This window comes from Pontibacter sp. YIM B11418 (genome assembly GCF_059278805.1).
The window spans coordinates 591,759-610,483 of record NZ_JCAEMH010000003.1 but is presented as its reverse complement, the minus strand read 5'-3'; the positions used below and the strand labels follow the sequence as shown (position 1 = coordinate 610,483).

The 18,725-nt window shown below is 53.0% G+C and carries 13 protein-coding genes; 7 read left to right on the top strand and 6 right to left on the bottom strand.

The features are described from left to right. Positions 1-23: 23 nt before the first annotated feature. The 4 genes from AC4QZR_RS10455 (at position 24) to AC4QZR_RS10440 (ending at position 6,458) form a co-directional block, all read left to right on the top strand. On the top strand, positions 24-704 hold the full coding sequence (locus tag AC4QZR_RS10455) for an ABC transporter ATP-binding protein (RefSeq protein ID WP_494480893.1): 681 nt from the start codon (positions 24-26) through the stop codon (positions 702-704). Positions 705-852: 148 nt separating this feature from the next. Beyond that, complete coding sequence (locus AC4QZR_RS10450; protein ID WP_494480863.1) at positions 853-2,052, top strand: anhydro-N-acetylmuramic acid kinase; 1,200 nt, start codon at positions 853-855, stop codon at positions 2,050-2,052. Positions 2,053-2,102: 50 nt separating this feature from the next. Continuing rightward, positions 2,103-5,114 carry a SusC/RagA family TonB-linked outer membrane protein gene (locus AC4QZR_RS10445; protein WP_494480862.1) on the top strand — a complete coding sequence of 1,004 codons (3,012 nt, stop codon included), beginning with the start codon at positions 2,103-2,105 and terminating at the stop codon, positions 5,112-5,114. Positions 5,115-5,141: 27 nt separating this feature from the next. Continuing rightward, positions 5,142-6,458, top strand: coding sequence for a RagB/SusD family nutrient uptake outer membrane protein (locus AC4QZR_RS10440; protein WP_494480861.1), 1,317 nt, complete (start codon positions 5,142-5,144; stop codon positions 6,456-6,458). A gap of 98 nt (positions 6,459-6,556) precedes the next feature. On the opposite strand, the gene AC4QZR_RS10435 is transcribed toward AC4QZR_RS10440, so the two are convergent. The 3 genes from AC4QZR_RS10435 to AC4QZR_RS10425 all read right to left on the bottom strand — a co-directional run bounded on the left by AC4QZR_RS10435 (position 6,557) and on the right by AC4QZR_RS10425 (position 10,264). Then, on the bottom strand, positions 6,557-7,084 hold the full coding sequence (locus tag AC4QZR_RS10435; RefSeq protein WP_494480860.1) for a hypothetical protein: 528 nt from the start codon (positions 7,082-7,084) through the stop codon (positions 6,557-6,559). A 360-nt stretch (positions 7,085-7,444) separates the two neighbouring features. Then, positions 7,445-9,988: an excinuclease ABC subunit UvrA gene (gene uvrA, locus AC4QZR_RS10430; protein ID WP_494480859.1), complete on the bottom strand. Its 2,544-nt coding sequence runs from the start codon at positions 9,986-9,988 to the stop codon at positions 7,445-7,447. A 141-nt stretch (positions 9,989-10,129) separates the two neighbouring features. Then, on the bottom strand, positions 10,130-10,264 hold the full coding sequence (locus AC4QZR_RS10425; protein WP_494480858.1) for a hypothetical protein: 135 nt from the start codon (positions 10,262-10,264) through the stop codon (positions 10,130-10,132). Positions 10,265-10,400: 136 nt separating this feature from the next. On the opposite strand from AC4QZR_RS10425, the gene AC4QZR_RS10420 reads away from it, so the two are divergent. Together AC4QZR_RS10420 and AC4QZR_RS10415 are read left to right on the top strand one after the other, a co-directional pair. Next, positions 10,401-11,552: a zinc-dependent alcohol dehydrogenase gene (locus tag AC4QZR_RS10420; protein WP_494480857.1), complete on the top strand. Its 1,152-nt coding sequence runs from the start codon at positions 10,401-10,403 to the stop codon at positions 11,550-11,552. Positions 11,553-11,566: 14 nt separating this feature from the next. After that, positions 11,567-12,055, top strand: a complete 489-nt coding sequence (locus AC4QZR_RS10415) for a hypothetical protein (protein ID WP_116544208.1) — start codon at positions 11,567-11,569, stop codon at positions 12,053-12,055. 62 nt (positions 12,056-12,117) lie between these two features. Here the strand turns inward: AC4QZR_RS10415 and AC4QZR_RS10410 are convergent, their stop codons facing one another. The 3 genes from AC4QZR_RS10410 to AC4QZR_RS10400 form a co-directional block, all read right to left on the bottom strand. Then, a complete protein-coding gene (locus AC4QZR_RS10410; protein WP_494480856.1) occupies positions 12,118-12,939 on the bottom strand; it encodes a hypothetical protein in 822 nt (273 codons plus the stop codon). A gap of 355 nt (positions 12,940-13,294) precedes the next feature. After that, positions 13,295-14,992: an FAD-dependent oxidoreductase gene (locus tag AC4QZR_RS10405; RefSeq protein WP_494480855.1), complete on the bottom strand. Its 1,698-nt coding sequence runs from the start codon at positions 14,990-14,992 to the stop codon at positions 13,295-13,297. A 400-nt stretch (positions 14,993-15,392) separates the two neighbouring features. Beyond that, on the bottom strand, positions 15,393-17,954 hold the full coding sequence (locus AC4QZR_RS10400) for a PAS domain-containing protein (RefSeq protein WP_494480854.1): 2,562 nt from the start codon (positions 17,952-17,954) through the stop codon (positions 15,393-15,395). Positions 17,955-18,140: 186 nt separating this feature from the next. On the opposite strand from AC4QZR_RS10400, the gene AC4QZR_RS10395 reads away from it, so the two are divergent. Next, a complete protein-coding gene (locus AC4QZR_RS10395; RefSeq protein ID WP_494480853.1) occupies positions 18,141-18,656 on the top strand; it encodes a hypothetical protein in 516 nt (171 codons plus the stop codon). Positions 18,657-18,725 lie beyond the last annotated feature (69 nt).

Sequence of the window (18,725 nt, the reverse complement as noted above, 5' to 3'; positions counted from 1 at the left end):
GGATGAAAGGCAGCAAAGTAAAGATGCAGGAAGTTATACTCGAAGCGAGGAATATCAACAAGGAGTTCCATGACCCCGTGACGGTGCAGGTGCTCCGCAATATCACGTTCACCGTGAATAAAGGGGAGTTCGTGTCGGTGATCGGGAAGTCGGGCTGCGGCAAGTCCACGCTCCTCTACATCCTCTCCACCATGGACACCGACTATACCGGCGAGCTCTACATCGACAAGGAGCTCATGTCTGGCCGGCCGGATCCGGAACTGGCCCGCATCCGTAACGAGAAGATCGGCTTTGTGTTCCAGTTTCATTACCTGCTCAACGAGTTCACGGTGTTGCGCAACGTGATGCTGCCCGGCCTGAAGCTGGGCAGGTACAGCGAACAGGAAGTAGAACACCGTGCCATGGAGCGCCTCAAAATGCTGGGGATAGACCACCTGGCCATGCAGTCGGCTTACCGTGTTTCGGGCGGGGAGAAACAGCGGGTCGCCATTGCCCGGGCTCTCATCAACGATCCGCACATCATCATGGGCGACGAGCCCACCGGCAACCTCGACAAGCGCAACAGCGACATTGTGTTCAATATCTTCAAAGAGCTTACCGAGGAGCACAACCAAACGCTGCTCATCGTTACTCACGACACAGAATTCGCCGAAAACAGTCACCGCATCATCGAAATGGAGGACGGGCGGATTATACGACTCTGATAAAGCCAATCATAGCCATCACCTACTTGTGAATTTCTGCCTGATTATGCGGAAATTCGCCTGTGCCTATATTACCTAAACTTTATGTGTTTCGTATGAAGAACCTATGGTTCTTTTGACTTTTTGTCATATCAAATTTAATTAATTTATGAATAAAGTATTAAGTCAACTCTTTGAGGTTGCCAGTAAAAAGAAAAGAACCATCATCGGCCTCATGTCAGGCACTTCGCTTGACGGCCTTGACATTGCCCTCTGTGAATTTGAGGGGCAGGGTACCCAAACCTGTATGAATCTCAGGGAATTTGCGACTATGCCCTATGATGAAACCTTCAAAAAGGAAGTGAAAGCTATTTTCTCAAAACGGGAAGTTGATCTGGAGCGTGTCTGCCTGCTCAATGCCTACATCGGACGCTTCCATGCAGAACTCATCAACAAAAGTTTGAAGGAGTGGGGGGTGGATTCTTCTGAAGTTGACGTGATTGCCAGCCACGGCCAAACCATTTATCATGCCCCGGCGTCGCTGCATGGTGTAGCAGGTATGCCGGATGCGACGCTGCAGATTGGTGACGGCGACCATATCGCCATGGGTACAGGTGTCATTACCCTGAGTGATTTCCGGCAGAAGCACGTAGCTGCAGGCGGAGAGGGCGCCCCACTGGCCGTGTACGGTGACTACCTGCTATTCTCGAAGCAGGATCAGAACCGGATCATGCTCAACATCGGCGGTATCGCCAACTTTACCTTTCTGCCCGGCGACCTGGACACCAGCCGTATCTTCTCGACCGATGTAGGGCCTGGCAATACGTTGATGGATGCCTATGTGCAGCAGCAGTTTCCTGGTACCTATTATGATGCCGATGCTGCCATCGCCAGAAAAGGCACCTACAACCAGGCACTGGTGGCCTCCTTACTGTATCATCCTTTCTTTGAGCAGGACTTTCCCAAAACAACTGGCCCGGAGCTGTTCAACCTCTCATACCTGGCGGAAGCACAGCGCAGATCCGACACAGAGCACCTATCCCCGGAAGACGTCATGGCGAGCCTGAACCGGTTTTCAGCTGTTGCCATCTGCGAGGCCCTGACCCGCTCGCTTAGAGATGCTGATTTTGAAATTTTCCTGAGTGGAGGCGGTATGCACAATCCGCTTCTCATACAAAATATTGAAGCGCTTTTACCTGGTGCTACGGTGCGTAACACGGCCGAGCTCGGGGTGTCGCCGGATGCAAAAGAGGCGGTGTTGTTTGCCACCCTGGCCAATGAATGCCTGGTGGGGGAGCCCATCCATTTCGGTCCTGGCAAGCGTCGCGTGCCCTCTGTGCTGATGGGGAAAATCAGCTTGCCTGAGTAATTTCTGAACACTTATTCACCATATTATAAACTGTACAAAAAAGAGGCACTATGAGAAAAAATTACCTGATTGGGAAGGCCTCCGGAAAGGCCGTCCTGCTGTGTTTCCTCCTGTTGGCGGCTGCCTGTCAGCTAGCCGTTGCGCAAGGGGCACGCTACGCCATTACGGGCATTGTCACAGATGCCCGCACCAAGTCCCCGCTGCCCGGTGTGGTGGTAAAGTTTCAGAACCACAACATCGCCACGGCCACTGATGCGAGCGGGGTGTACAATCTGACGGCGGCCCTGCCTCCAGGTACTTACCAACTCACGTTCTCGTTCATAGGCTTTAAACCGCAGACCCGCCCTGTTACTCTCGGTGATCAGCAGACCGTGCAGGTGGATGCGCAGATTCAGGAAGATATCATAGGCCTGGATGAAGTGGTGGTAACGGGTACCTCGGTGGCAACCAGCAAGAAAGAGTTGGGCAATGCCATCTCCACCGTCTCTGCAGATGCACTAGAGAACAGTGTAGCTACGTCCATAGACCAGGCCTTATCCGGCAAGGTAGCCGGCGCCCAGATCAGCCAGAACTCGGGCAACCCAGCCGGTGGCATCAGTGTGCGCCTACGAGGCACCAGCACAGTAGTTGGATCGGGCGACCCGCTTTACATTGTGGATGGGGTGATCATCAACAACAGCTCACCTGAACTGATCGACCTGGGAGGCTATGCGCAGAACCGTCTGGTGGATATTAACCCCAATGACATTGAACGCATCGAGATCATCAAAGGGGCCGCTGCGGCTGCTATCTACGGGTCAAGAGCCAGCAATGGGGTGGTGCAGATCTTTACAAAGCGCGGGGTCGAAGGTGCTCCTAAAATCTCGGTCTCCACGCAGTTCCGGGTGAATGAAGTGCGCAAAACGCTGGATTACAACCAGTATCCTTTCCGCTTTGTGAACAATCTCGCCTCAGACCTTACGCAGGAGCCCGTCACCAGGTATGACTATCAGGACAAAATCTTCAGGACTGCCTATGGTACCGAAAACAATGTGTCGGTTTCGGGTGGCAGCGCGAATACGCAATACTACATGAGCGGAAACTTCCTGAGCAACCAGGGCATCATCGACAATACGAACTTTAAGCGGGGAGGCGCCCGTATTCGAATCGACCAGACGATCAAGAACTGGATCTCGGTGTCGTTAGGAGCCAACTATGTGCTCAGCACAAGCGAAGAGATTCCGAACGGCGGCCTGAGCGAAGCATACGGTGCCCTGACCGGCTTCATCTTCAGCAACAACTTCATCAACCCGGAACCGGTGAACGGAATATACCCCTCCACGGCCCCAACAGCTATCCTTCGACGCACCAACCCGCTCGAGGCCATCAACCGCTTCGATTTCGGGCAGCGCACCAACCGCTTCATCGGCGATTTTCAGGTAAACCTAACCCCGATCAATGGCCTGAACATAAGCTACGTGCTGGGCTTTGACAATTCAACGCAGATCGCGACAGGCTATATACCGGTGGGCAACACAACACCTTCCTATAATGCGGGCTACTCTCGCCGTGCCGACCGCACCTCTTACCTGCTCAACAACGACCTGAATGCCTCTTACCGCACTTTCCTGACCGACTGGCTGGAGTCTACCACAGGTATAGGGGGTACGGTGCAGACGGAGAAATACTACTCAACAGGTATAACAGGTACGCAGTTAGGACCGATCGCACAGGTTAGCTCCAGCGGCGCCACGGTAGTCTCCAACGATGGAAGAGCCGATATAAACATCATGGGCTTTTTCGCCCAGCAAACGTTCGGTATCGGAGAGCGTTTCTTCCTGACGGGTGCCGGTCGCTACGACGTGTCTTCCGTGTTCGGAGAAGACAACAGGTGGCAATTCTACCCGAAAGTGAGTGCCAGCTACCTGGTTTCAAACGAAAGTTTTTGGCAGGGATTGACCGATATCATCCCTATTTTCAAACTGCGGGCCTCCTATGGGCAGGCAGGCAACCTGACAGCAATCGGAGCTTATGACCGCTATACCAATTACAACCCTGTTTCACTTCCAGGCTTACCGGGCGTTATTCCATCCACCTTATTGGGTAACTCGGGCATTAAGCCGGAGCGCCAGGTAGAAACCGAGTTCGGTGCCGACATGAGTTTCCTGGGCGGCAGGCTGGGTCTGGAGTTCTCTGTTTACAAGAAAGATGTGGAAGACCTGCTGCTGTTCATCGGTCTGACGCCTTCTTCGGGTTTCCTGAACCAGTACGCCAACATCGGCACCATGACCAACAAAGGCTTTGAGCTGATGATCACAGGCGCGCCTGTGCAGACAGAGCGAGTGCGTTGGACTTCTACGTTGATCTATTCCCGCAACAAAAACGAAGTGAATAACATACCGGGTGGTGTGCTGCCATTCCCGGGAGGTTTCGGTCAGGTGGCTGCCGTGGATGGGTACCCGCTCGGCGCCTTCTACGCTACCTATTTTGCCCGGAACCCCGACGGTTCACTGCTGCTGAACCCTGCCGGACTGCCACAGCCTGAGCGGGCGGGGCGCAACCCCGAAAACGGACAGCCGATGGGCGCCACCGTGCCCAAGGTGATCGGCGATCCTAACCCTGACTGGACGGGCTCCTGGACGAACGATATTTCGGTAGGCGAACGCCTGTCATTCCGTACGCAGTTTGATGCGGTTTACGGTTTTGATGTGTTCAACTTCACACGCCGCGTGGGTGAGCGCGACCTGTATGGCGGACTGGCCGGTTTCGAGCCGGAGCTAAGAGGGGAAGTGCCAAAAGGAACCTCCGCTGCATTGTTCGGGATATTCGAGAATTACATTGAAGACGGCTCTTTTATCAAACTGAGAGAAGTGTCGGTGGCCTATGATTTTAAGCCGGCCTTTTTGGGAGGTAACAGTATGCGCCTCAGCCTGGCCGGACGTAACTTGTTCTCGATTGACGACTACAGCGGCTATGATCCGGAAGTGAATGCGGCTGGTCAGACCAATGCCGTGCGAGGCTTTGATTTTGTGGAGGTTCCGATCCCGAGAACCTATGCGCTGGGCCTCAACTTTACCTTCTAATGCTTCCTTAACCTTATGAAAAACATCATGAAAAATATAGCTTCTTACTTAAAAGTGGGTCTCCTTTCGGGCTGTCTGCTGCTGACGAGTGGGTGCGAACTGGATATACCCAACCCTAACGCAGCCAGTGACGTCGAGGTACTGAACTCACGCGAGGGCATCGTAGCCCTGAGTGTAGGGTTGCGTCAGTTTTACTCTACCTCGGGCCTGGAGGCGGCACTCTTATACGCAGGTGTGACGGGTCGCGAGATGAAAGGGGTAGCCACCTTTACCAACGTGCTTGAACTGGAGGCCGGTGGAACTGCCCTGCCCACCTTCAACGGCAACATCCTTGGATATTGGTCCCGCATGCAGCGTACGATGCTGATGAGTGAGCAGATTCTGGAGAACGCTCCCAATGTACCAACCCTGACGGGCGGAACGCTGAGCGGGGTAATGGCGCATGCGCACTTGTTCAATGCCATGGCGCTCGGCAACCTGTACATCGCATTTGAACAGGCAAACACAGAGACCAGCCGGACCGACAAAGTGACTTTCAGACCCAGAACAGAGGTGCTGGCAGCTGCCATCGCCCACCTGAACGAAGGGATCGCCCTGATCGAGGCCACGCCCCCGTCACCGGAGTTCACGGCACAGGTAGCAGGCCCGGCCTTCGACCTGCTCAACACGCTGTACGCTTACAACGCCCGCTATAACTTATATGCCGGAAATTATGATGCGGCTATCGCTAACGCAGATAAGGTAGACCTGAGCAAGCGCTCCGAGTTCGTGTACAGCACGCTAAGTCCGAACCCGATCTATAACACTGTTTTTATCCTGGCTTATTACAGACCACGCGATAAATTCGGCTTGCCTGATGCCCTCTTTGAAGAGGGAGATGGCCGATACAGCTTTTACATGACAGACCCGAGCGCTGATGTGTTAGGAGACCGGGTAAAGACACTGGCCGGTTTTTTCAATACACAGACAACCAGCATACCGGTATACCTGCCAGACGAGATGAAACTGATTAAAGCCGAAGCCCTGCTGCGGAGCAATGGTTCTTTGGAAGAGGCCCTGGCACTGATCAACCAGGTGCGGACACAGACTACCGGCGATCTTTTTGGTGTGAACGCCGGCTTGCCAGCCTACAGCGGTCCGGTGACAAGGGAAGCTTTGCTGCTGGAGGTATACAAACAGCGATCTGCTGAACTATACCTGAGCGGACAGAAGTGGGAAGACAGCCGCCGTTTCAACCGTCCAGGTCCGCCGGAGAACTTGGAAGAGCGTAACCGCAATTTCTACCCGTATCCAGATCAGGAGCGTCGCACCAACCCAAATACACCAAACGATCCTGCTATCTAAGGTCGTTGCGCTATACCTGTTTCTGAAATAGCAAAAACCTCTGCCACTGCAGCATAGATGCTGGAAGTCGGCAGAGGTTTTTTATGACCTTGTTATGTTCAGACTGTTGGATTAGACTGCAGGATCAGCTCCTCTTCAATCGCAGGGCTTAGCACCAGCACCAGGTGCTCAGCAAAAGCGGCATTTTCGAGTGGCCGGTCACTCATCAGTGCGATCAGCCCGACTGGTTCTCCATCCTCCGTCAGGAAAATGCTGCCCAGGTAGCTTTTGATGTTCAACTCCTGAAGCTCGATATCGCGGGGGAAGTGGCGTTGTACGTTGTTGGGGTAATAGCAGAAACGTTGTGTGAGAACAGCATCGCAGGGACTGTATTGCAGGGGGTAGGAGATATTCGGCAGGACCTCGCCGTTTTTCAGAAACACTTTTGTAAGGACATCTTTGCCATCTTCGCTCAGACTGCCGATCAGTACATACTGTACCTGCGCGTGGGCCGCGATGAATTCAGCCGCCCGTTTCAGGAAAGACTCGTTACGTGGCTGTGAGATAAGCGAAATGGCAGACTCCAGTACATGGTGCTCGTCCTCCCGTAGCACATAATTCCAATGATGCACGAATCTGTATTCCATCGCACAAAGTCAAAAAGATGATAATCTACAAATCTAAACATTTTAATAATACGAAATTAAAAAGCTAAATGGCAATTTGTGAAGTGCTTAAGTTTCAGTGTGAATAAAAAACAGATTCTTAGGATCTGTTTTTTCCAATTTGTATCAATGTGTTTAGCGGCTGCCAGATTTGCACTTCTGCTGGTTTGTCCGCTCCTCAGTATTTATACAGTCAGAACAAAGGCCTTCAAATATCCTCAGCATTAAAGTACTTTTCTTTGGCTTCGCGCTACGTTTCAACGATCAGGCAAAAGACCGCCCAAACGCTAGAGCGGCACGTGGCGGCCAGTAATACCAGTATTATACGTTTATAACTCTAGTTTATAGACTAGATAGTGCTCTTAAAAAAGGTGCTGTTTTGCTTTCTATGGATTTGGCGATCTGATCCGGTGGGCCTGCCGCTACGACCTGTCCGCCATCCTCTCCTGCACCCGGACCAATATCGATCACCCAGTCACTGGCAGCTACCACACGCATGTCGTGCTCTACCACGATGACCGTATTGCCGGCATCCACCAACAGGTGCAGTTGGGTCATGAGCCTGTCGACGTCAGCAGGGTGGAGGCCGGTGGTGGGTTCGTCTAAAATATAGAGGGTATTGCCGCGTTGAGACCGCTGCAGTTCGGTAGCCAGTTTAATGCGCTGCGCCTCACCGCCCGACAACTCGGTGGCCGGCTGTCCGAGTCGCAGGTAGCCCAGGCCGACTTCGCGCAGCATGGTGAGGGCGCGATGCACGGCGGGCTCCTCGTCAAAAAACTCCCAGGCTGCATCCACTGTCATATCGAGCACCTCGGCGATATTCTTGTCCCGGTAGGTCACTTCCAGTGTCTTGGCATTGTAGCGCGCACCGTGACATATGGGGCAGGGGGCGTATACGCTTGGCAAAAACAGCAGTTCTACCATCACAAAACCTTCTCCCTGACAGTTCTCGCAGCGTCCCTTAGCGACGTTAAAGGAAAAACGTCCGGCATCGTAACGGCGTTTTTTGGCAAGCGGAGTGCTGGCAAAGAGCTTGCGTACATGGTCGAACAAGCCAGTATAGGTGGCCATATTGGAGCGCGGTGTCCGGCCGATGGGCTTCTGGTCGACACGCACCAGGCGCTTGATCTCTTCCATACCTACTGTAATGTGGCCTCCGGTTGTGACAGGTATATCACGCTCGAGTTCGTCGCCTTCCTCTTCTTCTACAGGTAATTGGTGCCCCAGGTGAGCGGCTACCAGTTCCACCAGTACCTGGCTCACCAAGCTGGATTTGCCTGAACCCGATACGCCCGTAACGGATGTGAACACACCAAGCGGAAACGTTGTCGAAAGGTGATGCAGGTTATTCCGGCTGACATCGCTTAGTTGTAGCCAGCCTTTTGGTTCACGTGGATCGGAGTTGAAGCCCTTTGCTTGGCCGAACAGGTACTCGCCTGTGCGGGAGGCTGCTACTTTCCTTAATCCTTCCGTGGGGCCACTGTACAGGATCTCACCGCCTTTCTCACCAGCCGCAGGGCCCACGTCCACAATCCAGTCGGCGTGTCGGATCACCTCCAGGTCATGCTCTACCACAAAAAGGGAATTGCCCGCTTTCTTGAGCCCGTCGAGTGCCCGGAGCAGCGCTACTTTGTCGGCAGGGTGCAGGCCGGCAGAAGGCTCGTCGAGCACATACACCACCCCGAACAGGTGCGAGTAAAGCTGCGTGGCCAGGCGCAGGCGCTGCAGTTCGCCTGGGGAGAGGGTGGGCGTACTGCGCTCCAACGATAAGTAACCCAGTCCAAGGTCGAGCAGCACCTCGATGCGGGCACACAGGTCGTCCGCAATCCGTTTGGCCACAATAGCCTGCTCCGGGTGCTCGACTTCCGTGCGGGAGTGGCCTGGCTCGGTGCCCCGCGCAAAAGGCTTCAGCACGGCCTGCACCCGTTTCAGTGGCAGGCGCGAAAGCTCTGTGATATCGTAGCCAGCAAACTTCACCGACAACGACTCCGGGCGCAGGCGCTTGCCCTGGCAGGTGGGGCAGTCAGTGCTGAGCATGTACTGCATCACCCGCTTTTTCATGAGGGGGCTGTTGGTGTTGGCGAAGGTATGGAACACGTGGCGGCGGGCACTGCTGAAGGTGCCCATGTAGTTTGGCTCCTCTTTGCGCTTCAGGGCGCGTTGCGTTTCTTCCGGGGTATAGCCAGGGTATACCGGTACGACGGGTTGCTCGTCGGTAAAGAGAATCCAGTCGCGGTCTTTTTGTGGCAGCTCGCGCCAGGGTACGTCCACATTAAAACCCAACGTTACCAGGATATCGCGCTGGTTTTGTCCGCCCCAGGCCATGGGCCAGGCAGCGATGGCCCGTTCCCGAATGGTAAGCGAGTCGTCCGGTACCATCGACTTTTCTGTGACATCGTACATGCGCCCCAGGCCGTGGCAGGTTGGGCAGGCTCCTTCGGCAGTGTTGGGCGAGAAAGCTTCAGCATAGATGATCGACTGTCCCTCCGGGTAGTCGCCGGCCCGGGAGTAGAGCATGCGCAGCAGGTTGGAGAGGGTGGTGACGCTGCCGACTGAGGAACGGGTAGTGGGTGTGCCGCGCTGCTGTTGCAGGGCCACGGCAGGGGGCAATCCGTCAATGGCATCCACTTCAGGCACCGCCATCTGGTGAAACAGGCGACGGGCATACGGCGACACCGACTCCAGGTAGCGGCGCTGTGCTTCAGCGTAAAGTGTACCAAAAGCCAGGCTCGACTTTCCGGAGCCGGACACGCCTGTAAACACTACCAGGGCATCCCTGGGTATAGACAGGCTGATGTCTTTGAGGTTGTGCTCCCGCGCCCCGCGCACTTCTACAAATCCCTTGAATTGCCCGGTTGTCGTCTGATCCTGTTTTAGATTAGCCATATACTGTCGTGTAAATTGCGCAGCTACGAAGGTATAGCATCCTGCCGCAAAAGAAAATTGTTGAGTGTACGCAGGATAGCGCTTTTTGGTAAGGTATAGCGACACAGCGCTTAGGGCTGTCAGCGAAAAGGAAGCGCTGCTTTAGTCCGGGGAGCCTGTACGGGAGGTGCACTTTGTGTAGTCCGTGCTGCTACGGAGGGCAGTAGTTGCCTGTGGCTTTTTTTTATTCAGGTATAGGTAGGCTACCAGCACTTGTGAGTTAAAGTATAAAAGCATTCGTATATAGGTATTTCTTTTAAAAATACAATTATTGCAACCATTAAGGTATAGTTTAGTATTTATTCAGACATGAATTGGAAGCCTGATCAGGGCGGAAGAGATAGCACTTTTGAAGACAAACTGAAAAAAACTTATGCTGGCAATGAACTATCGCGGACCGCAACGGGTCCGCATTGACGAAAAACCAGAGCCCAAGATTCTGCATCCCCAGGATGCCATCGTGCGTGTAACGCGCTCTTGCATCTGTGGCTCGGACCTCCACCTCTATAACGGCAACGTGCCCGACACCCGCGTGGGCATGACCTTTGGCCACGAATTTATCGGGGAAGTAATTGAAATTGGATCTGAAATTCAGAAGCTGAAAGTGGGCGATATGGTGATCGTACCGTTTAACATCGCCTGCGGTAAATGCCATTTCTGTAAGCAGGGTCTGTTTGGCAACTGCCACGAATCCAACTCACAGGCGACAGCGGTAGGTGGTATTTTTGGCTACTCGCATACGGCCGGTGGCTACGACGGCGGACAGGCCGAATACGTGCGCGTACCTTATGCCGATGTCGGGCCAACCGTTATACCTCCAGGAATGGATCCTGACGATGCCGTGCTATTGACGGATGTGGTGCCAACCGGTTACCAGGCCGCTGAGATGGGGGGTATCCAGAAAGGTGATACTGTCGTGATATTTGGTGCCGGTCCTATTGGCATCATGGCCGCACGCTGCTCCTGGCTCTTCGGCGCCGGCCGAGTGATCGTGATCGATAAAGTGGAATACCGCCTGGAGTTCGTGCGCAACTACGCCAACTGCGAGGCCTACAACTATGAGGAGATGGATGACCCGGTGGTGTTTGTGAAGAAAACCACCGACTGGATGGGTGCTGATGTGGTGATTGACGCCGTAGGGGCTGAAGCTACAGGTAACCTGATGCAGACGATTACAGGTCGAAAGCTTTTGCTGCAGGCAGGCTCGGCTACGGCGGCGCACTGGGCAGTTAACTCTGTCAAGAAAGGCGGCATTGTGTCAATCGTCGGTATTTACGGACCAACCGATAACCTCTTCCCGCTTGGCAACGTGGTGAACAAAGGCATTACGATCCGGGCGAACCAGGCATCGGTGAAGCGCCTGCTGCCGAGGCTAATCGACCACGTGCAGAACGGCATCCTCAATCCGAAAGCGCTGATCACGCACCGTGTGCCGCTTGAAGACGTAGCAGATGCCTATCATATTTTTTCAGAGAAACTGGACAACTGCATCAAGCCTGTCCTGATTCCGCCATCAGCCAGATAAAGGAGAGAAAGACCATGGAAAACAAGACACCAAAAGATTATTCGCATATAAAAGGCTGGGGTATAGACGCTGATCCGAAGAACGATCCGACGTACCCCATGAAACACCGCACCGACGCTGAGCAGGAGGGCTACAGTTGGGAGCGCCCGACACAGCAGGACATCAACATCGAAGTGCTGCACTCCATTGAGCGGCCCAATGTAACGGCCGTTTTCGGAACATCAGAACCGCCAAGCGGACTGAGCGGCATGATCCGGCGTTTCGCTTTCAAGCATAGCGAAAACAGCTACCTGCATTGGCTACCCTTGCTGATGGCAGACCGCGTGAATGTGGTCGAGGGTGTACTGGATGATTTTGCCAAAGGCACTGTGCCGAACATCTTTGCCGAAAAAGGCTGGAAAGCCGACTGGGAGCACAACCGCAGCGGACTTATCCAAAAAGTTGGAATTATGGCCCTGGTGGCCACCGCAGCCGTGGTGTTAATCACGCGCAAAAAGGATTAGCTGAAGGGTTAGACAATAGCCAATAAGAAAGGCAGTTACAGTTAAGTAGCTGCCTTTTTGCTTTAATCCCAATCTACTATATCATCCTCTTCGTCTTCATCATCAATGGATAGGTCTTCTTCATCATCCCATTCATCAGTCACATATACCTCGTCGGCAGTATCCTCAATGGCGGTAGGGGCGTCCTTCGCATCATCAGCGTTTAAGTGGTGCAGCAAAAAATCCTGAAGCAGCGGGATGGCGGCAAATCCTTCTTCGGTTAGGGGGATTAACTCACCCCGCTGCAGGAAGCGGTTGGTATCGAGCAGTACCTCGTAGATGGGCGTGTGGATGTGCTTCGGTATTTTGAACAGCCGTGGATCGCGCTTGTCGAATGGTGTGGGCACGGAGGAGGTAAACAGGTGAGGAAGCAGCGTTTTAGAACAACTCATGGCGATTCGGTCGATGCGATGTTCCTGAAAATATGCCTGCAGGCGGTTGTTGATGTTCTCAAAAAACTCAGCGGTTTCTCCCAGCCTTACCCGGGAGCCCGCCCTTGATTTGCCTTTTGTCTTAAGATACTTAATCTGGCTGACGCCCTGTTTCTGCCGCACCATGTACGAGCGAAATACTTTGTGGTTCAGGCATCGCCCATCCTCAAAATAACCTATAGCACAGTGGCCCGCCTGTATCAGTAGGACCACGTAATTTACCGATTTGGCTTCGGCTATACCTGATTCAGCATAGAGTATAGATAGTGGCAAGCGGAAATGTACCTGCTCTGTTCCATCTTCGTCTAGCAACGTCAGCCGGTGCTTTTCAGAGTCATAGACTGTCTTGGTCGATGACGAGTAAATTTCCTGCAACAGTTCAGCAGCAACGGCCTTAGGTATAAATTTGTTCATGGTTGTTCGTATTGGGTATAGCAATAACCAACGCTCTTCGATGCCAGGCTGAGCACTGCTATACCTATACCTGAAAAGCAACAGGTATGGGCCGTAAATATAAAACTTTATCTCCCATGCTTACGCCCTATTCTTCGGTAAGGCTATTGCCAAGAACCCGTACTTCAATGCCAGGCTACAAACGTGCAAATTCCATCTGGTGGGCCACAAACAAAGTATGCTGCAGAAGTTACACAAATACTGTTTCTAAGAAATCCATATAGCCTATACCCAGAGGTTTTGGGTTGGTTAAAAACACAAATCCCCGGCAAGAGATATACCTACCGGGGATTTGTGTTGTGTCACTGGTATACAATTAAGCGATTTTCAATTTCCGGCTGCTGGCACTGATCATGGCGTGAGATCCGTCGCGGGCGGATGCATAGGTTTTAAAACCACCGTCCAGACTTTTTGCCTCAAAGCCATTTTCATGCAGGATGCGTAAGGCCAGGTAGCCACGCAGACCGGCATGGCAGTAAATATAAATGGTCTCGCCAGTTGGAAGCTCACTTAAGCGGTTGCGTAGATCATGTAGTGGAATGTGAGCCGAATTTGCTATGTGGTCAGCTTGGCGCTCAGAGTCCTCGCGTACGTCCAGCACGTAATGACCAGTCTCTATGAGTTCATCAATCTCATGCCATTGCACAGTATCCAGCATACCTACCAGCAAGTTCACAGCCACATAGCCCGCCATATTCACAGGGTCTTTGGCAGAAGAATAGGGTGGGGCGTAAGCCAGTTCCAGTTCGGGCAGGTCAAAAACAGTCAGGCCGGCTTTGATGGTAGTTGCCAGCACGTCGATCCGTTTGTCCACGCCTTTCTCGCCGACACCCTGTGCACCCAGTATACGGCCATCTTCGGGTGAGAACAGGAGTTTGAGGGCCATTGGCTTGGCACCGGGGTAATAGCCGGCATGTGAGTTGGGGTGTATGTGCACCGTGCGATAAGCTATACCTTGGCGCACCAGGTTTTTCTCGTTATTGCCTGTTGTGGCGGCTGTCAGGTCAAACACTTTGGCAATGGCTGTGCCGAGCGTACCCCGGTATAGCGTTTTCTTGCCGAGTATGTTGTCGGCCACGATGCGGCCCTGACGATTGGCGGGCCAGGCGAGCGGCACAAAACCGGCTGTACCGTTCACATAGTCCTGTACCTCGATGGCGTCTCCTACGGCATAAATACTGGGGTCAGAAGTTTGTAAGTACTCATTCACGGCAATGGTTTTACGGTTGCCAAGAGCGAGACCTGCTTCTTCTGCCAGCGAACTCTCCGGCTGCACGCCAGCAGCCATCACAATCATGTCGGTCTGCACTTCAGCACCACTCTGCAGCACCAGCCTTTTGCCTTGGTCTTCGATGCTGGCTAAACTGTCGCCAAGGTATAGCGAAACACCTTTTTCCTTCAGGTGCAGGTGCAGTGGGGCGGCCATTTCCGGATCAAGTGGTTCCATCACCTGATTTGAGCGTTCCACGATACTCACCTCGATACCCAGTTCGTGCAGGTTCTCGGCCATTTCGAGGCCAATGAAGCCCCCGCCCACTACAACGGCTCTGCGCGGACGTACCTTGTCCACAAACCCTTTGATCTTGTCAGTATCCGGGATGTTGCGAAGTGTAAACAAATGCGCAGCCTCTGCTATACCTGGCACAGGCGGGAGCATGGGTTTAGCCCCAGGCGACAATATGAGTACGTCATAAGATTCCGTATAGAACTCCTGCGTGCGAAGGTCTTGCAGTAGCACGGTTTTTTCTGCTCTGTTGATGCGCACCGCCTCGGTGCGGTTGCGTATGTCAAGCTTAAAGCGATCTGACATGCCATCCACGGTTTGCACGAGCAGTTTGCTTCGGTTCTCGATGGCTCCACCAATGTAATAGGGCAGTCCGCAATTGGCAAACGATATGTACTCGCCGCGTTCAATTAGGACAATCTGTGCATTCTCGCTCAGGCGGCGGAGTCTGGCTGCAGCCGTGGCACCTCCGGCTACTCCTCCCACGATTACAATTTTATCAGGTTTCATATAGCTGATTTTTTGAGTTGTATAAGTTGTTGCGGACCCACTTTTAGTAGCCCTTAGCAACAGAGAGTATGTCTCTCTGTGTGATGCAAAATTGGTGTGAAACTAATACAGTTAATGTGACGAATGTTACACAACCGAAAATAAAGTATAAAAAGACCCTTTTATACTTTATTACTCTAAAATGTATTATCAACTCTAATGGATGTGAGATAGGAAAGGAGGTTTGTGCACTTTAGTACTGACCCTACTGCCTGTAAGGTTATTTAATTGAGAGGCAAGGTGATATAGGCAGCTGCGCCTGAGGGTCGTAACCGTCTGGCAGTCAGAAGAACGGTTGGTGTTCATAAGCTGGGTATAGCGCAATTGCACAGCTGCAAGTTCTGAAAAAATCCGCAGGCTGTTACCGTTTGAAGTATACGCTGAAGGTGGAGCCCTGCCCGATCTCGCTTTCCACTTCGATCCAGCCTTCCGCATTTTCCACGATCTTCTTCACCATGTACAGCCCAATACCCGAGCCCTCCACGTGATCGTGCAGGCGGGTGAACATCGAGAAGATCTTGGCCACCCCACTCGGTTTCAAGCCCAGGCCGTTGTCGCGCACTTTCAGCAAGGTATAATCGCCGGCTATCTCACAACTGATCTTAATGATCGGTGTGCGTTCAGGATCTCTGTACTTCAGGGCGTTGGAAAGCAGGTTGTAGAGGATGGAGCGCAGATTCTTTTCAGAGAACCGGATCGCTTTGCAGGCTGTCACGTCCACCTCGATGTCAGCACCCACCGTTTCGATCTGGGCACTGAGATCGAGCGAGATATTGTGGATGAGTTCAGTCAAATCAACCTCTGAGGCTTCCTGGTTATTTTCTTTCTGGAGCTTGGTCACATCGGTCAGGTGATCGATCGTGCGCTTAAACCGGACGATCGAGCTCTCGATCATCCCGATCACTAGCTTCAGTTCCTGCGACGCTTGTACTTCGTCCGGTATGGACTCGATCAGGATAAGCAGCAGGCGCTCGATGTTGTAGATCGGGGCTTTCAGGTCGTGGGAAGCCGCGTAAATGAAGTTATCCAGGTCAATGTTGGTGCGGGTGAGCTGTGCGTTTATTTCGGAGAGCTCGAAGTTGGCAGCAGCCAGTTTCGCGGTGAGGGCGCGTGCCTCCAACTCACTTTCTTCCAGCTTCAGGCGAACCATGGCGGGCTCTGTGACGTCGTGCACCAGGGTATAGAACCCGGCTACTTCCCCGTCTCTAATGTCCGGCACGTAGCTGGTGTGGATGTATTTCACAAAGTCCTCGCGGTAGGGCATACGGCTTTCGAAGTCGAGCCGCTCGCCGGCCAGTGCCCGGTCGATGTACTGCTTCACGCCGCTGTAGGCCTTTTCACCCACCACATCCCGCACGGCACGGCCAAGTAAATCATCTGCCTTTAGCGGAAACCATGATTCGTAAGCCTTGTTTGTAAACCGATATTTTTCTTCTTTGTCCAGGTAGCCGATGAGCACGGGCAGCGAGTCTGTGATCAGGCGCAGGCGCTCTGCGCTCTGCTCTACTTTCTGCCGTGACTTTACCTGCTCCGTTACATCGTGGGCAAAAACAAGTACACCGTCGATCGCTCCTTTTTCGTCGCGTCGCGCCTGGAAGCTGAAAGTAAGGTAGATCTCCTCAGGTTCTTCCCCATCGTAGCGCGAGAGCATCAGCCGGTACTCCACGGCCTCAAAATTTTCGCCTGTTCGGTATACCTTTTCCATGATCTCCGGAATAGGGGTGGCCTGCAGCTCCGGGAAAACCTCGAGCAGGCTTTTACCAAGCATTCTTTTACCAGGAAACACTTTCTTGAAGGCCGGATTGATCAACTGGAATCTGAACTCAGGGCCGTCCACCACCAGAAAAGGCGTAGGGGAATTCATGAAAATGGTGTGCAGCTGGTTGCGTTGAGCTTCGATGGCAGCCTTAGAAAGTTCCAGTTCCACTGTGCGGGCAGCAATGCGTCTTTCGAGTTCCTGGTTTAGGTTCAGCAGTGCCTCCTGCGCCAGGTATAGCTCCTGGTTGGCAGCCTCCATCTCGCGCCGCGACTCTACCTGCGAAGTCACCTCGAAGGCGAACACCATGATGCCGTCTATTTTGCCGGTGAGGTCGCGGATAGCCTGGTAGGTGAAGTTGTAGTAATTATTGCCTAAGGTGCCGGAGTTTGTGTGGTCCAGGCGCACCAGCATCTCGTGTGCAAATTCGCTTTCGCCGGTCTGGTATACCCTGTCCAGCATCGTGATCACTGCCTGCCCCTCCAACTCAGGCATCGCCTCCAGTATAGGCTGACCTAATATGGGTCTGTTGCCGACCAGTTGCTGGTAGGTTGGATTGGCGAAGCTGAACACATGCTGCGGGCCATCCAGAATACAGATCATGGCAGGAGCCTGCATGAAAATATTATACAGCTTACTACGCTCCAGCTCAGCTGCGGCACGCGCGGCCAATAAAGCGGCTTTCGTGAACCTCTGTTCGCCGTGCAACTCTTTCACCTCTAGCTCACTAAAATCCAGCCGCTCCTGCACCAGCATTTGCTCTGTTACATTCAGCACTTTGTGGAGTATGAAGCTGATGTTGCCTGCCTCGTCCAGCACAGGTGTGTTGGAAGGCAGCCAGTATCTTTCCTGAAACTCTCCCGACTCAGGTGGCAATTGCACATCGTAGCGTTGCACAGTCATTTGGTGAGGTTTCTTGTTTTGCAACACCCACTCCAGCGAGTTCTTCAGGTTGAAGGCGCTATCAGGCTCCTCTGATTCCGGATTAACAGGAAACGCATCAAACAGGTACCGCCCTCTGATGTCTTCCTTCTTTAACTGTGTCACTTCGAGGTAGGCCTTGCTGGCTCCCAGTATAGTGAAGTCGGTAGAGATGATGAGGTAGAGGTCAGGTACGGCCTCAAATGCGCGTAAAACTTCTGGAGAGATGGGGTGGGTTGTAGTCATTTGTAAGCGGGTACCTGATTTTTTAAATATCTTTATTCTTAAAGACAATTCAAACGGCATCTTGTTAAAAGAGATGACGTTGGTTTGAAAAAATAACAAGGGGCGCGTCGCCTTTTTCGTACCCACTAGGCAGGCGCATGCGTATAGGCGACAGGTATAGCCTATCTAAATTGATGATCCTGCCGCATGAGATGGACACTGGTTTTATTGCTGCTGCTCAGTGCCTGCGCCACCCAGCGCCAGACAGGGGCTGATGAGGAAGCCATACCTGCCGCCGGCAAACGGGTGCCCAAACTGTATGCGCCCGCCGTGTATCCCAAAACTTCCATTCAACCTTTCCGATCAACGCTTAGCCCGCAGGAGGCCGAGGGAGGAAACTTCGGCTCTACCCATCCACCAGGAAAACCGGCTATACCTTATGCACCCGTGCCGGCTATACCTTACGCATCTGCTCAAAGTAGGGTGGTGACCCGCACCATATACCTGCGCGATACGCTGGCGCTCGATTCCTTAAACCGTGAGCTACAGATTGAGCAACTGGCGAACCAGGCCATGCGCGGCAGGCTAAAGTCAACCGAAAGCGAGCGCGACTACTGGCAGGACAAGAACGAACAAAAATTCTGGACGCTGATCGCCATGGCTGTTTTCGCCTTCCTGTACATCCTGTTCCGGGTGTTGGCTTCCCGCATCAAAGAGACCTGAGACCCTGTGTCAGGATAACCGTAATCCGCTGCCCTCGTTTAAAAAAGGAAGTATTATTTTAAACCTGAT